This window comes from Mycobacterium seoulense, assembly GCF_010731595.1.
GTDB lineage: Bacteria > Actinomycetota > Actinomycetes > Mycobacteriales > Mycobacteriaceae > Mycobacterium > Mycobacterium seoulense.
This window is the reverse complement of sequence record NZ_AP022582.1, coordinates 1,084,474-1,098,217: the sequence shown is the minus strand read 5'-3', so window position 1 is coordinate 1,098,217 and position 13,744 is coordinate 1,084,474. Positions and strand designations below refer to the sequence as shown.

Sequence of the window (13,744 nt, the reverse complement as noted above, 5' to 3'; positions counted from 1 at the left end):
GATAAGCCGCGACGGCAGCACGTCCTTGCCGGTCCGGCCGGCTACCAATCCGGCGAGCCGCGTACGCACCGCCCAGCGGTCGCGTTCATGCATCCATGGACGCAGCGCGCAGCCGACCGGCTGACCGGCGACGCCCGCGCGTGCACGTGGGCAACAATCCTCAAGCGCTACTACGCAAGCCGGGCGCCCCGCGCCACGGCCTTCCGCGTGAGACCCATTGCTGCCTAAGGACGCGGACCGACGATGTCAGAGCGAATCGTTAGCCGAAAGGCGGAACAGCACGCCCTCGTCGACTTCCTCGACTCCGCGCCCCGCCAGCCATGTGCTCTGGTCGTGGAGGGCGACCCGGGCATCGGCAAGACGACACTGTGGCTGGATGTGGTCATGCGGGCCCGCGACCGCGGCTTCCGCGTGCTCACCACCCGCAGTACCGCCGCCGAGTCGGTGCTGGCCTACACGGCGTTGGCCGATCTGCTCAGCGACGTCGATGACTCGGTATGGGCGGACCTGCCCACCCCGCAGCGGCAGGGCTTGGACGCCGCACTGTTGCGCCGCCACGCCCGCCCGCACGACACCGACCCGAGGGCGGTAGCGGCGGGTTTTCTCGCCGTCATCGACCGGCTCGCTGCGGGCGGTCCGGTGCTGATCGCCATCGACGATCTGCAGTGGCTGGACACCTCCAGTGCCAACGGCATAGCGTTCGCCGCGCGAAGGCTTCCGGTTGGTGCCGCGTTGTTGTGCACAACACGGACCGAAGACGCCGCAACGCGATTGCACTTGCCCAGTCCCGACGCCGTCAGCCGAATCCGGGTACAGCCGTTGACAGTCGGTGAATTGCGCGAGGTCCTCCTGCTGCGTCTGGGGCTTTCGCTGGGTCGTCCTACGCTGCTACGCATTCACGAAATATCAGGCGGCAACCCATTTTTCGCGTTGGAGTTGGCGCGCGAAGTCGGCGCCCATGCCCGCACCACCGAGTTGACCTTGCCGAGCAGCCTCGACGACCTGGTGAGTTCGCGGATCAGCCGACTCGCCCCAGGAGCCAAAGACGCGATGCTTGCGATGGCCAGCCTTCCCAACCCGACGGTGCAGCTGGTAGCCGAGGCGACCAAGACCAAGCCGGATCGTCTGGTAGAGGCGCTCGGCGAGGCCGAAACGCAGGGGGTGGTGACCATCGACGGAAACCGACTCCGTTTCACCCACCCAGTCTTGGCGCACGGTGTGTACAACGGGGCCCCGCCGCGCCGCCGCCATGCCATGCACCGGCGCCTGGCCGAACTCGTCAGCGAACCCGAGCTGCGCGCACGCCACCTCGCGTTATCGGATACCACCGGCGAGCAGCAGACCATAGCAGCACTGGACGCCGCCGCGGAGATAGCGCGCGGCAGAGGAGCGCCCGCCGCCGCCGCCGAACTGCTGGAGCTGGCCATAGGCCTCGGTGCCGACGAACCAGATCGGCGAATTCGTTGTGCTACATACTATTTCGATGCAAGTGATCCCGCGCACGCCAGGCAGGTCCTTGACGAAGTCGTCGCAGAGCTGCCGGCCGGGTCGATGCGCGCGGAGGCTTTGCTTCAGCTCGGGCTGGTGCGCCTATACGACGACAGCTTCCTGGATGCGGCAGAGCTACTCGAAGCCGGGTTGCTCGATAGCGCCGGCGATCCAGGGGTGCGGGTACGCATCCTGATCACCTTGTCATTCGCGTTGCTCAACGCCGGAAGACCCGATGAGGCGTACCAGCGCGTCGAGCAGGCCGTCGCCGAAGCCGAACGCCTGAATATCGCCGCGCTACTCAGCCCCGCCTTGGGAATGCGCGCGATGATGGATTTCATGGGAGGACGCGGCTTCGACGAGCGGGCCTTACAACGCGCCGTCGACTTGGAGGAGCGAGACCGGTACGTCCCCTTAGCCTTTCGCCCCAGCGTGCAGATGACGCTGCTGCGCGCGTGGACGGGTGGGCTCGAAGCCGCCCGCGAAGAGATGGCGGCTGTGAGCCAACGCTGTATCACCCTAGGCGAGGAAGGCGAGCTGATCTTCACCGCGTTCCAGCTCGCGCTGATCGATATCTGGCGCGGTGACCTGAAAAGCGCGGCGCTGATAGCCGACGAAACGACGGAGCGCGCGGCGCAACTCGGCGGTGACTTCCCACTGTTCATCGCGCTGACGATTCGGGCCGCCGCCGCCGCCTACGGCGGCCGCGTCGACGACGCCCGCCGTGATCTCCGCGACGCGATCGCGGCCGCGCAACGGTGTGGCTCCATGCGGTTGGCCGAATGGCCCGCCACCCTGGGCGGTTTCGTAGAGCTGTCATGTGGTGACTACCAAGCGGCGGTCAACACTCTCGAACCGCTGTTGCGGCTGTTGCAGATCTTCCCAGATGCCACGGAGATCATTTCGGCCTCTTTCATTCCCGATGCCGCCGAGGCGCTGATCGGTCTTGACCGTTGCGATGACGCCGAGCCGTTGATCGATGCCCTGGAGCGCAACGGCCGTCGGCTCGACCGCGCCTGGATGCTCGCCGTGGGCGCGCGCTGTCGCGCGATGCTGCTCGCCGCGCGCGGTGACCTGACCGCGGCCACCGACGCCGCCGAGCGCGCCATGACCGAACACGAGCGCCTGCCCATGCCCTTCGAACGCGCCCGAACCCTATTGCTGCTCGGTCAGCTACAACGTCGTCAACGCCGGCGCGACGCCGCACAGGCGACATTTCGCGAAGCGCTGGCCACCTTCGAACGGCTCGGCACCACATTATGGGCCGATCGGGCCAAGGCCGAGCTGGCGCGAGGCACCTCGGGCCGACGCCGAGCCCAGGGACTAACCCCCTCCGAGCAACGCGTCGCCGAGCTGGCCCTTGCCGGCATGACCAACCGCGACATCGCCGCAGCACTGTTCATCAGCCCCAAAACAGTCGAAGTCAACCTCAGCCGCATCTACCGCAAACTCAACATCCGCTCCCGCATGGAGCTCTACCGCGCACTGGCGCCCGCCAACCAATACGAATCACCCACAAAGTAGGAACCGGTGGAACGAATCGTAGGCCGACAGGCCGAGGAGCGGGCCCTCGTCGACTTCCTTGACTCGGCGCTGCGCGCACCGTCCGCTTTGATCATCGAGGGCGAGCCCGGCATTGGTAAGACGACCCTCTGGCTCGATGCTGTAGACCGGGCCCGCGAGCGCGCCTTCCGTGTCCTCACGGGCCGCGCCGCCGCCGCCGAATCGGTCCTGGCCTACACCACGCTGGCCGACCTGCTCAGCGATGTCGATCCGGCCATATGGGCAGAGCGACCAGAGCCACAGCGACACGGCTTGGACGCCGCCCTTTTGCGTCGCCGCGACACTCAGGACACCGATGCGCGCGCGGTGGCAGCGGCTTTCGTGGCCGTCCTCGACCAGCTCGCCACCCAGGGCCCGGTCATTGTCGCGATCGACGACCTGCAGTGGCTGGATACCTCCAGCGCCAACGTCATATCGTTCGCAGCGCGCAGACTTCCGCCGGGAGCGGCGTTGTTGTGCACGCTACGAACCGATGAGGCCGCGCCGCGGGTACAGCTCCAAGGTCCGGACGCGACCCGCCGAATCCGGCTGCAGCCATTGACAGTCGGCGAACTACACCAGCTCCTCACGCTTCGGCTGGGTAGCTCGCAAGCGCGTCCGATGTTGTTACGGATTCACGAAATCTCCGGCGGGAACCCGTTTTTCGGATTAGAACTGGCCCGCGAACTCGAAAACGATCGTCGCACCACCGCCTTGAGCTTGCCCGGCAGCCTCGGCGAACTGGTGAGCTCGAGGATCGGTCGGGTGAGCGGAGCCGCCGGGGACGCGCTGCTTGCGATGGCCAGCCTCCCCGATCCGACGGTGCAGATGGTCGCCCAAGCGATTGACACCGCGCCGGACCGCGTCGTCGAATTGCTCGGCGAGGCCGAAACTCAGTCGGTCGTAGTTATCGACGGCAACCGCCTCCGGTTCACTCACCCGGTACTCGCCCACGGCGTGTACAGCGGCGCACCGCCGCGACGCCGCAGAGCGATGCACCGGCGCCTTGCCGAGGTTGTCACCGAACCGGAACTACGGGCGCGGCACCTCGCCCTGTCCGATACCAGCGGCGAGCCGCAGACCATGGAGGCCCTCGACACTGCCGCCGAAACCGCCCGTAGTAGGGGCGCCCCCGCGGCTGCCGCCGAGCTGCTTGAACTTGCAATCGCTCTGGGCGGAGATACTCCTGAACGCCGGATCAGTTGTGCCCAAAGCTATTTCTTCGCCGGCGATCATCAACGCGCGCGCCAGCTGCTCGAAAAGTGCATCCAACAATTGGCGCCCGGACGTCTGCGGGCCGAAGCCGTCAGTTTGCTCGCGGTCGTCCGCCTGTACGACGAAGGCTACCTCGAGGCAGCTGATCTGTTACAACGCGCGCTCAGCGAAGTGGGCGACGAACTCAATTTGCGGGTCCCCGTGTTAGTCATGTTGTCGTGGGCGCTGTTCAACGCGGGTCGCCTCGACGAAGCTGTGGCTACCGCCCACGACGCCGTCGGGTGCGCCCGCCAGCTTGGGGAGCCGCATCCCTTGAGCCAGGCGCTGAGCATGCGTGTGTTGATGGACTTCCTCGCCGGCGATGGTTTCGACGAAGAAAGCATGCAAACCGCACTTGAGTTGGCCGACAACGAATTCTACGTGCCGATGCCTTTTCGGCCGAAAGTTCAAAACGCGTTGCTGTTGGCGTTCACCGGCCAGCTCGAACGCGCTAGCGCGGAGATGCGGTCAATCCGGCGGGATGCCATGGAAAACGGCGATGAAGGTGAATTGAGCATTCTTACCTTTCACCGTGTCCTCGTCGAATGCTGGCGCGGCAACTTCGCCGAGGCCAATCTAGCGGCCGAGGACACCATGGAGATTGGGCTGCAAGTCGGTCGCGATCTAGCGGTCATATCCGCCCTGATCGCACGGGGGTGGCTCGGCGCTTATGCCGGTCGTGAGGCCGAGGCCCGACGCGACGTCACGGATGCGCTGGCAGCCAGCCGCCGCAGCGGTACGTTCCGGCTGGCCCAGTGGGCCATCACCGCGTTGGGCTTCCTGGAGCTGTCGCTCGGCAATTCCAAAGCGGCGCTTGACACGCTGCAGCCGTTGCTCGAGGCTTTTGAGGCGGTCCCAGGTTCGTCCGAGATCGTTGCCGCCTCTTTCATTCCCGATGCCGCCGAGGCGCTGATCGGTCTTGACCGTTGCGATGACGCCGAGCCGTTGATCGATGCCCTGGAGCGCAACGGCCGTCGGCTCGACCGCGCCTGGATGCTCGCCGTGGGCGCGCGCTGTCGCGCGATGCTGCTCGCCGCGCGCGGTGACCTGACCGCGGCCACCGACGCCGCCGAGCGCGCCATGACCGAACACGAGCGCCTGCCCATGCCCTTCGAACGCGCCCGAACCCTATTGCTGCTCGGTCAGCTACAACGTCGTCAACGCCGGCGCGACGCCGCACAGGCGACATTTCGCGAAGCGCTGGCCACCTTCGAACGGCTCGGCACCACATTATGGGCCGATCGGGCCAAGGCCGAGCTGGCGCGAGGCACCTCGGGCCGACGCCGAGCCCAGGGACTAACCCCCTCCGAGCAACGCGTCGCCGAGCTGGCCCTTGCCGGCATGACCAACCGCGACATCGCCGCAGCACTGTTCATCAGCCCCAAAACAGTCGAAGTCAACCTCAGCCGCGTCTACCGCAAACTCAACATCCGCTCCCGCACGCAGCTATCAGGAACAGTCCACGCCTGGAGATTTGAATCCGATATGTAGTAGGGAAAACCCTGATGTCGCCAAACGCGCGCAGCTGTACCGTGGTCACGATGGTGGCCGTCGAGGCAGACGCAAAGCGGTTTCTTGTCGAGTGGTACGGCTCGCAGTCGTGCGCTACCTCGATCGGCGAGACCGCCGATCGTCTGAACAGCCGTGCCACAGACTTGGCCAGTAATGGGAAACAGGTTCGGCTGCTGACGGCGATGGCCGTGCCAACAGACGATTACGCGTTCGGGGTCTTTGCCGCCGAGTCGGCCGAGCTTGTTGCACAGGTCTGCCACGACGCCGGCGCTCCCCCGGAACGGATCAGCGCCGCAGTCGGGTGGGTATCACCCTGACCCGTTGCTGTGCAATGCCGTTCACAACCACCAATCGCCGGCATCGCATCCGGTCGATGATCGGTAGCCGGCGATTACCGTGGGACCAGCGGAGTGATTTTGCGCGCCAGGTTCACGGCCGCCGCATTGGCTTCGCCTGCGGATAGCCTTAGCACGGCGACTTGGACGGTGTTCGTGCGGTCACCGGCCGCAAACTCCACGCCGCCGCCGCCCAGGTAGCGCATGCCGTCCGGCCCGGGGACCGTCGGATCGGGGAAACCGGGCGCGGGCGGCGGAAGCCTGTTGTTGAGGGCGGTGCCGGGATTGCTGATGGTCAGTGAAACCGATTCCTCGGTCGACGTATTCGTCCACGTACAGTCGCCCATGTCGGGCTCCTTGCCCGTCGACACTCCAGCCACCGAGACTCCGAGCAGCGACGAGACGTCCTGCGGCGAAATCATCGAGCAGGCATCGATGCGCTTCCCATTGTGTGGTGAGGCAGCGACCGCCGACTGCGATCCGCCTGGACCACTCGAGGTCGCGGTGGTGGCGTTGGATCCGCACGCAGAGGTGACGGACCATACCGCCGCGACGGCGAGGAAGGCGACCGGACCACGGACTAAGTTCGCGATCGGACGCGGCCTCGATGTCGCGGTTGCCGAGATGTCTTGCTGTTGCACAGGATCCTCCTTGTTGCCCCACATCGTCGGTGTCGCGTGGGTCGCCGGCCGCACCCCAAGCTGGTGTGGTTAGTGGGAGCCCATGTCGACGGTCCAGTAGTGTCTGTCGGGACCGCCCACGAAGTGCGCCGCGCCGGCGTCGGTGAGACCACAGTTCAAGATCAGGTTGCGGTGACCCCAGTTGTTGGCGCCGCCGTCGTCTTGCATCCAGAACTTCAAGGCGGCGGCTTCGGACGATTGCCCGATGGCAACAATCTCCCCGGTGTTCGCGTACCCGGCCTGCGTGATGGGCCCGCCCTGATCGTATGCCAGGCCACCGCTCGCGGTCTTGTGCATGTTGTGGTCTTGGTTGACCAAGCTCCCATCCATGGTGGCGATGAAGCCGTTGTGCGTCGCGGCCGTGTTATCCAAGGCCCCCGAGTCGGCAAAAGGCTTCGGGCAAGCCTTCGTTGAGGCGCCCGAGGTGTCCCATGGCTTGCCGGTGTTGGGATCCGTGGGGTCAGGCGGGTACTTGGCGGGGTTCACCCGGGCGTCGTTGACCGCCGCAAGCAATGCCGCATCGGGCCCGCCGCTACCCTGGGCTGCCGGGGCGCCGCCGGGGTTGAAGCCGGGCTGTGGCTTGAGCCCGCCGGTGTTGCCGACACCGGCGTTGGCGTTTTCCTGCCAGGTTTCTTGTCGCCGTGGCGGACTGACGCACACCCCGTCGCCATCGAATGCCTCGCGCCACACCAAACCCGAGGTACACGTTTTAGGCCCATAGGCGCCGCCACCGGGCACGTAGCCCACACCCTTGGCCGCGGCAGCGTTTTCGTCTTGGACTGTCTTGGCGATGTTCGGTGGCACACAGACGTTGTCGCCCTGTCGGGCGTTGCGCGGCACCATGCCGGCCTGGTTATTGGGAATGCAGCCCTGATCTGCCGAGGCCACCGGTGGAAGGCTCAGCCCGCCCAGGACGATGAGCGCGACTGCGCACAAAGGCAATACGGGTAAGCGAGGGCGCTCGCTAAACCGCGCCACGGGCGCGAAGGTATGATTGGCCACGAGAAGGGGCTCCTCTCCGTCTTCCTACGAATCGACGCTACGGCCGGCCGAGTCGGAGCGAAATAAGTGATTTCCCTACAAATTCGGAAGTCTGCGTCTCTGAGCGCCGTTGAACTAATGCCCCGCACTGGCCACGGCAGGCAGGCGAGTACACAATGCGCGCAACCATTTAGGGCTCAGCTACCTCTGGCAGACTACGGCGGCGCAGCTATCCGGAGTGGCTCCCCCGGCGGCCAGGCCCCGCACGCGCGCGACAACACAGCATAGGGAAATTACCGATATCACCCTCTGTCTGGTTACGCCTAGCGTGGGACCGAACGCTGTCGAACCCGTGCGTAGTCGAAAGGGCCGCCATGTCAACCAAACCCATGCTGCGCGCGGCGTTGTGCACGATCACCCTTGCAGGCGTGACAGGGCTCGCTGCAGTACCGGCCGCAACCGCCGAGCCGCCGGCTCCGGCGTGCAAACCTGGATACGTCTGGAGGGCCGCTCGTCCGGGAGACGCGGTCTGCGTCACCCCAGAGATCAGGGACAAGACCGAACAGCAAAACGCCGCCGCGGCGCAAAACGTCCAGGCCGGCAATGGCAACGTCTGCAAAGCAGGCTTCGTTTGGCGCAACGCCTATCCTGGCGACGCGGTTTGCGTGACACCCGACGTACGCGATCAGGCGGCTGCCGACAACCAAGCCGCCGCCTCCCGCACGGTGACCGGCGGCGCGTGCCAGAAATGGCGCGGAGTCACCGACGAACTCATCCTCGCGGAGGACAACGGTTACAAGGTGTTCGCGTACACGTCCTTAACCGGCCAGGCCAGTTTCGAGGGTCACGGTGGACCCGAAGTCAAGGGAACGATCGGCCGGTCCCGCGGTATCAACGGCAGCGACATCGGTTTCAGCGTTAACTGGAGCAACGGCTGGAACAGCACCTATGCGGGTCATATATACCCCGACGGCAGCGCGCGCGGCGGCTACGAGGATTTCGGGCCCCCCAACAACTCAAATGTCCACAGCGGCAACTGGGACGCGGTCGGCAAGTTCGTTTGCGACCAGTGAGTGGCGGGATATTCGCAAGACCTGAGGATGCGGTCGTTTCAGGAGGCAGGTTCTGTTTTTTGCGCGGCTCGTCGGGCGTCAGCCGCCCGCCGTCCGGACTAATGCGGCTGATTCTGCGGTGGGAGCGGACCCGGCGTCGGACCCGGTGTCGCCATCAAGGCCACTGCGGCCCATTTGTTGCCGTTCTCCCACACGGCAACTTCCATCTGCTGCATACCGCAGTTCGGGAAAAGGGCTTTTGTCTCATGGCTTTGCCAGAACTCCATCGCAACCTGATCTTTGATGCTGCCCGCGGGCGGGCGCCCGTTGTACGGTGCCACAGACTGGATATTGCGTGGGTCGACGTTGTCCCAGTTGTCCATTTCGCCTATTGAGGTTGGGAAATAACCTTGTTGGTTGAGCAGGTTCTCGGTGGTCGGCGCGAAGCCGCCCGGGGCGTTCTTTGCCCCGTTGTTGGCCACCATCGCCTGCGCGAGGTGCAACGCCACTGCAGCAAGTGGAGCCGCGTTGTCGTACTTGTGGCAGCCCGCCGCGACATGCGCGTCATTGATCATGTTCCACAGGTCCCCCGACTCGGAGGCAAAGGCTTGCGGCATTCCTGGGGTGGACGTCAGCAGGGCCGCAGCGAACGTCCCCGCTGCGGCAACGAGTTTATGTGGCCTCATGATTGGTCCCTGTTCGGCAGGAGGAGTGGATCACCCTTGAGTGGGTACGAATGACGCTATCTGGGCGGAGGTGGGTGACGAATCAGGTGTTTTACTACAGTTTCGGCGAGCCGGCTCATCGCATCGTCGGCTGCCACCAATTCGCGCGGCGTGATGTGCCAGCCAATCTCGTGGTTGGTAAGTGGATATATCGCCGTAATGCGAGGAAAGCACGGAACTACCTGAGGTCGTTGGGCGGCGGCGGGTACGGGGGACAGTAATCCGCATGCTGTTGTGCGCCAACAACGGTGCCGCAACGGTACGCATTCCAGTCGAGGTTTTCTCGCCGTGTGTCCGGCGTGACGCAGACGGTGTCACCATCGAAGGCCTGCCGCCACACCGATCCCTGCTTACAACTTTGGGGCCCGTACGCGCCGTTGGGATCGCGCCGGTCAGCGGCCGTGGCATTCTCTTGCGCTGTGCGCGTGCGGTCTTCCGGGCGGACACAGACAGCATCGCCGACCCGCGCCTCCCGCCATACCAGGCCCGGCACGCATGTGTTGGGCCCGTAGGGAAGATTCGGATCTGCCCGCGAGGGAGCCCCGCCGAAAACGGTTGCACACGCGGTCAGCACGGCCACCATCAATGTCGCCAAACATGACGGGTTGACGGTTCTTACCATGGTGGCTCCTCGAGTCAGTGCGCGACGTGCGCCCCAGCGACAAACCGCACCTGGGGCGCGGTTGACCTCCGCTGCGGGTGTTGCCTGCGGTGCTGCGTGAACGGGCATCAAGGGACGATCTCCTCTAGCCTCCAGCTATTTCCGACTGCTCGACGTTATCGCCGGCAGGCCGGGGGAGAAATAGGGAGCTTCCCTATATCAAGCAGTACGGAAGGCGAAAGAGCGTTGTGGCATTTCATCGCCGAGTCGAGTCCAATGTCTACCCAAGGCAGCAAGATTGGAGTGCCGCCGAGTGCGGTGGTAACGAGCCCGCCGGGCTCGTGATCGCGACAACGCGGAACTTCCCTCGGACAGTCACCGGTGAGACAAGAGTCGGATGGACGCATATCGATGCGACAGCAGAAGCCGCCCTTTCGAACCTCGAGCGCAAGGGCCCAGCGACCATGAGGTTTGGAACCGCGAAACTGTAGGGGTTTCCCTGATGCAACGGGACTCCCCTACTTTTTACGGTCGGTGAGCATAGGTAAAACGCCGAGGGCTCGAACTACTCGCACCCTTGGTGCGCAGACACCAGGGGGAACACATTGCCGCGAAGACCGACCACGGTCGATCCATTCCACGGCACGTATTGCCGCCGTCGAGGGACCCACCCTACTACTTTCGGATGGCTCCCCTAATCGTGGCGCCGGTGACCTGTGTCCCAAGCGGGCCGTCCGACGCCAAGGCGGTCGACGAGTTCCTCACCGCCGCAACACAGCGCCCCACGTTGCTGGTCGTCGACGGGGAAGCGGGCATCGGTAGGACGACCTTCTTGCTGAATGCTTTGGCTGAGGCCCGCGAGCGCGGCTTCCTGGTGCTGGCAGCGCAAACGGCGGCCGCGGAATCGGGGCTCTCCTACGCCGGGCTCGCCGACCTTCTCGGCGGTGTCGAGCGCCCAGGACCTGATTTACCGGATCCGCAGCAGCGCGTACTGACGGGTGTGCTATCGCACGCGTTCGTAGGCGACGAGGTCGCCCACTGGCGCATGCTGGCGGCAGCGTTTCTCGCGCTTGTCGAACGACTCAGCGAGGAGGCGCCTGTTCTGGTCGCGATCGACGACCTCCAGTGGCTTGACGCCCCAAGCAGGCAGGTGCTGGGTTTCGCTGCCCGGAGGTTATCGTCGCGAGTGAGTGTGCTGGCCACGGAGCCTGCCGACAGGAAGGCGCCCGGTTCGGCGTCGTGGCTCAGATTGTCCCGTCCGGATGCGGTGCGGCGCATCACCATCCAACCGATGAGCTTGTCGGGATTGCACGAGTTGTTCCTGCAGCGACTGCAGCACTCCTTCGCGCGCCCGACGATGGAACGAATACATGAACTTTCTCGCGGGAACCCTTTCCACGCATTGGAATTGGCGCGGCATGTCGATGACGACTCGGCGGGCGGAGTAGCTGCGCTGCCGAAAAGCCTAAGCGCAGAGCTCGGCCGCAGGATCAATCGCCTCGGCCCCGCGGTACGGGAGGTTCTGCTCGCGGCGGCCTGTGCCTGTGCACCGACCGTCAGCTTGATCGCCGATGCCACGGGGGCCGACGCAGACGCTGTCCTGGAGCTGCTCGAGGAGGCGGAAACCGAAGGCGTCATCGTCATCCACGGGCCCCGTATACAGTTCAGTCTGCCGCTGCTGGCCCATGGTGTGTTGTCCGCGGCAGCGCCGGCGCAACGTCGTGCGATGCACCGGCGCCTGGCCCAGCTCGAGGACGAACCTGAGATGCACGCACGCCACTTGGCGCTGGGAGCAACGACCGTCGACGTGCAGACGCTGCGTTCACTGGACGCCGCTGCCGAGCTTGCTCGCATCCGTGGAGCGCCGGCCGCCGCCGCGGAGCTTCTCGATCTGGCGATCAGTCTCGACGGTGGCGATCCGCGGCGCCGAGTCCGCTCTGCCCAACATCACTTTGATGCCGGCGAGCTAGCTTGCGCTAAAACGCTTCTCGAAGACGCGATCGGCCCCCTGGCGCCCGGCAATGCCCGCTGCGAGGCGCTGCATCTGATGGCGATGGTTGGTCTTTACCACGAGAGTTTTCCCGAAGCGGCGTCCCTGCTTCAGCGGGCGCTCGATGAGGCCGTGACCAGCCTTGCGCTGCGCGCACGTGTCCAGCTGACTCTGGCCTTTTCGTATGCGCACCTCGGTCAACTCGATCAGGGCATGCGAATCGCCGAGACCGCCGTGAACACCGCGGCATGTCTCGAGCAACCCGAACTCGTCAGCGCGGCGTTGGGTATGCGCATCATGCTGTCGTTTCTGCGCGGTGACGGCGTGGACGAGATTGGTCTGCGACGCGCGCTGGAGTGCGACGATCCCGCGGTCCACGTCCCGCTAGCGTTTGGTCCCCGCGTGCAGCAGGCCCTGATCCTGGCGTGGACGGGTCAGCTCGATGAGGGTCGCCGCCGGATGGTCGATATACGACGCGGCTGTATCAAGCGCGGAGAAGAGAGTGATGCGATCATCCTTGCGTTCCACGCTGCCCTGATCGAGACATGGCTGGGAAACATCACCGCTGCCCAGCTGATCGCGGGAGAAATGGTGGAACGGGCCGCACAGCTTGGCGGCGATTTCGCCCGCGCCATGGCCTTGATCATCAGGGGGCTGGTCGGTGCGTACCTAGGACGAGAGCACCAGTCCCGCAGTGACATCAGCGAAGGATTGGCGGCCAGCGTCCGGTGTGGTTCACAGCAGCTGGGCGACTGGGCGATCAACGCACTCGGCTTCCTGGAGGTGTCGTTGGGTGATCATGGCGCCGCACTAAGTGCACTGCAATGCTTGTGTCGCCGGCTGGTGGCAAAGCCCGAGCAGACCGAAATCATCTTGGCCGCTTTCGTTCCCGACGCCGTCGAGGCGCTGACCGCCGTCGGTCACCTCGACGACGCGACGCCATTGGTGGACGCGATGGAACGCAATGGTAGCCGCCTCGACAGGAAATGGACCTTGGCCGTCGGCGCGCGTTGCCGCAGCCTGCTGTGTTCGGCGCGTGGCGATGTAGACGCTGCAATTGCCTTCGCGCAGTGCGCACTGACGTACCATGACGACCTCGCAATGCCATTTGAGAAAGCCCGCACCCAGCTTCTCCTCGGTGAGTTACAACGTCGGCGTCGTATGAAGGACGTCAGTGCCACGACCCTGCGTGGCGCGCTGCATGCGTTCGAAGAGCTGGGTATGCCCCTGTGGGCGAATCGGGCTCGCGCCGCCCTCGCGTGCGCCAACGTCCTGCGGCTGCAGACCGGCGATGGGCTGACTCTTTCCGAACGGCGCATAGCGGAACTCGTCGCCAAAGGGATGACTAACCGGGCCATTGCCAGCACGCTGTTCATCAGCCCAAAAACGGTGGAGGCCAACCTGGCCCGGATGTATCGCAAGCTCAACATCCGGTCCCGCGCCGAGCTGGCCCGGCATGTGAGCCAAACGCCGGCCTGAAGTGCGCCGAACCCGCTGCCGCGCATTGGAGTTACCCCTAGAGATAGCCTCCGATGCACACGCAGCAAGCCACTATCTCGTATTTGTAGGGAAACACCCTATTTC

Annotated in this window: 8 protein-coding genes; 5 read left to right on the top strand and 3 right to left on the bottom strand. The window is 65.1% G+C overall.

Annotation, left to right across the window (positions count from 1 at the left end):
• Positions 1-243 precede the first annotated feature (243 nt).
• Genes G6N37_RS05165 through G6N37_RS05155 form a run of 3 tightly spaced genes read left to right on the top strand, consistent with a single transcriptional unit; the run spans position 244 to position 6,113 of the window.
• Complete coding sequence (locus tag G6N37_RS05165; RefSeq protein WP_163676836.1) at positions 244-3,012, top strand: helix-turn-helix transcriptional regulator; 2,769 nt, start codon at positions 244-246, stop codon at positions 3,010-3,012.
• 6 nt (positions 3,013-3,018) lie between these two features.
• Positions 3,019-5,775, top strand: coding sequence for a helix-turn-helix transcriptional regulator (locus G6N37_RS05160; RefSeq protein ID WP_163676833.1), 2,757 nt, complete (start codon positions 3,019-3,021; stop codon positions 5,773-5,775).
• 50 nt (positions 5,776-5,825) lie between these two features.
• Complete coding sequence (locus tag G6N37_RS05155; RefSeq protein WP_163676830.1) at positions 5,826-6,113, top strand: hypothetical protein; 288 nt, start codon at positions 5,826-5,828, stop codon at positions 6,111-6,113.
• A gap of 74 nt (positions 6,114-6,187) precedes the next feature.
• On the opposite strand, the gene G6N37_RS05150 is transcribed toward G6N37_RS05155, so the two are convergent.
• Together G6N37_RS05150 and G6N37_RS05145 are read right to left on the bottom strand one after the other, a co-directional pair.
• Complete coding sequence (locus G6N37_RS05150; RefSeq protein ID WP_163676829.1) at positions 6,188-6,772, bottom strand: hypothetical protein; 585 nt, start codon at positions 6,770-6,772, stop codon at positions 6,188-6,190.
• 69 nt (positions 6,773-6,841) lie between these two features.
• Entirely contained in the window at positions 6,842-7,813 is a 972-nt protein-coding gene (locus G6N37_RS05145) for a CAP domain-containing protein (protein WP_163676826.1), read from the bottom strand.
• Between the two features lie 353 nt (positions 7,814-8,166).
• On the opposite strand from G6N37_RS05145, the gene G6N37_RS05140 reads away from it, so the two are divergent.
• Positions 8,167-8,865, top strand: a complete 699-nt coding sequence (locus tag G6N37_RS05140; protein WP_163676824.1) for a hypothetical protein — start codon at positions 8,167-8,169, stop codon at positions 8,863-8,865.
• 98 nt (positions 8,866-8,963) lie between these two features.
• On the opposite strand, the gene G6N37_RS05135 is transcribed toward G6N37_RS05140, so the two are convergent.
• The gene (locus tag G6N37_RS05135) at positions 8,964-9,530 is read right to left on the bottom strand and encodes a hypothetical protein (RefSeq protein ID WP_163676821.1); all 567 of its coding nucleotides are present in this window, start codon (positions 9,528-9,530) and stop codon (positions 8,964-8,966) included.
• A gap of 1,325 nt (positions 9,531-10,855) precedes the next feature.
• On the opposite strand from G6N37_RS05135, the gene G6N37_RS05130 reads away from it, so the two are divergent.
• Positions 10,856-13,639 (top strand): helix-turn-helix transcriptional regulator, encoded by a 2,784-nt coding sequence (locus G6N37_RS05130; RefSeq protein ID WP_163676818.1) that lies wholly within the window; start codon positions 10,856-10,858, stop codon positions 13,637-13,639.
• The last annotated feature ends 105 nt before the right edge of the window (positions 13,640-13,744 follow it).

What these genes read in the sequence shown, in the direction of transcription:
- G6N37_RS05165 (WP_163676836.1), top strand. Translation starts at nt 244, where the DNA reads ATGTCAGAGCGAATCGTTAGCCGAAAGGCGGAACAGCACGCCCTCGTC.
- G6N37_RS05155 (WP_163676830.1), top strand. Translation starts at nt 5,826, where the DNA reads ATGGTGGCCGTCGAGGCAGACGCAAAGCGGTTTCTTGTCGAGTGGTAC.
- G6N37_RS05140 (WP_163676824.1), top strand. Translation starts at nt 8,167, where the DNA reads ATGTCAACCAAACCCATGCTGCGCGCGGCGTTGTGCACGATCACCCTT.
- G6N37_RS05135 (WP_163676821.1), bottom strand. Translation starts at nt 9,530, where the DNA reads ATGAGGCCACATAAACTCGTTGCCGCAGCGGGGACGTTCGCTGCGGCC.
- G6N37_RS05130 (WP_163676818.1), top strand. Translation starts at nt 10,856, where the DNA reads ATGGCTCCCCTAATCGTGGCGCCGGTGACCTGTGTCCCAAGCGGGCCG.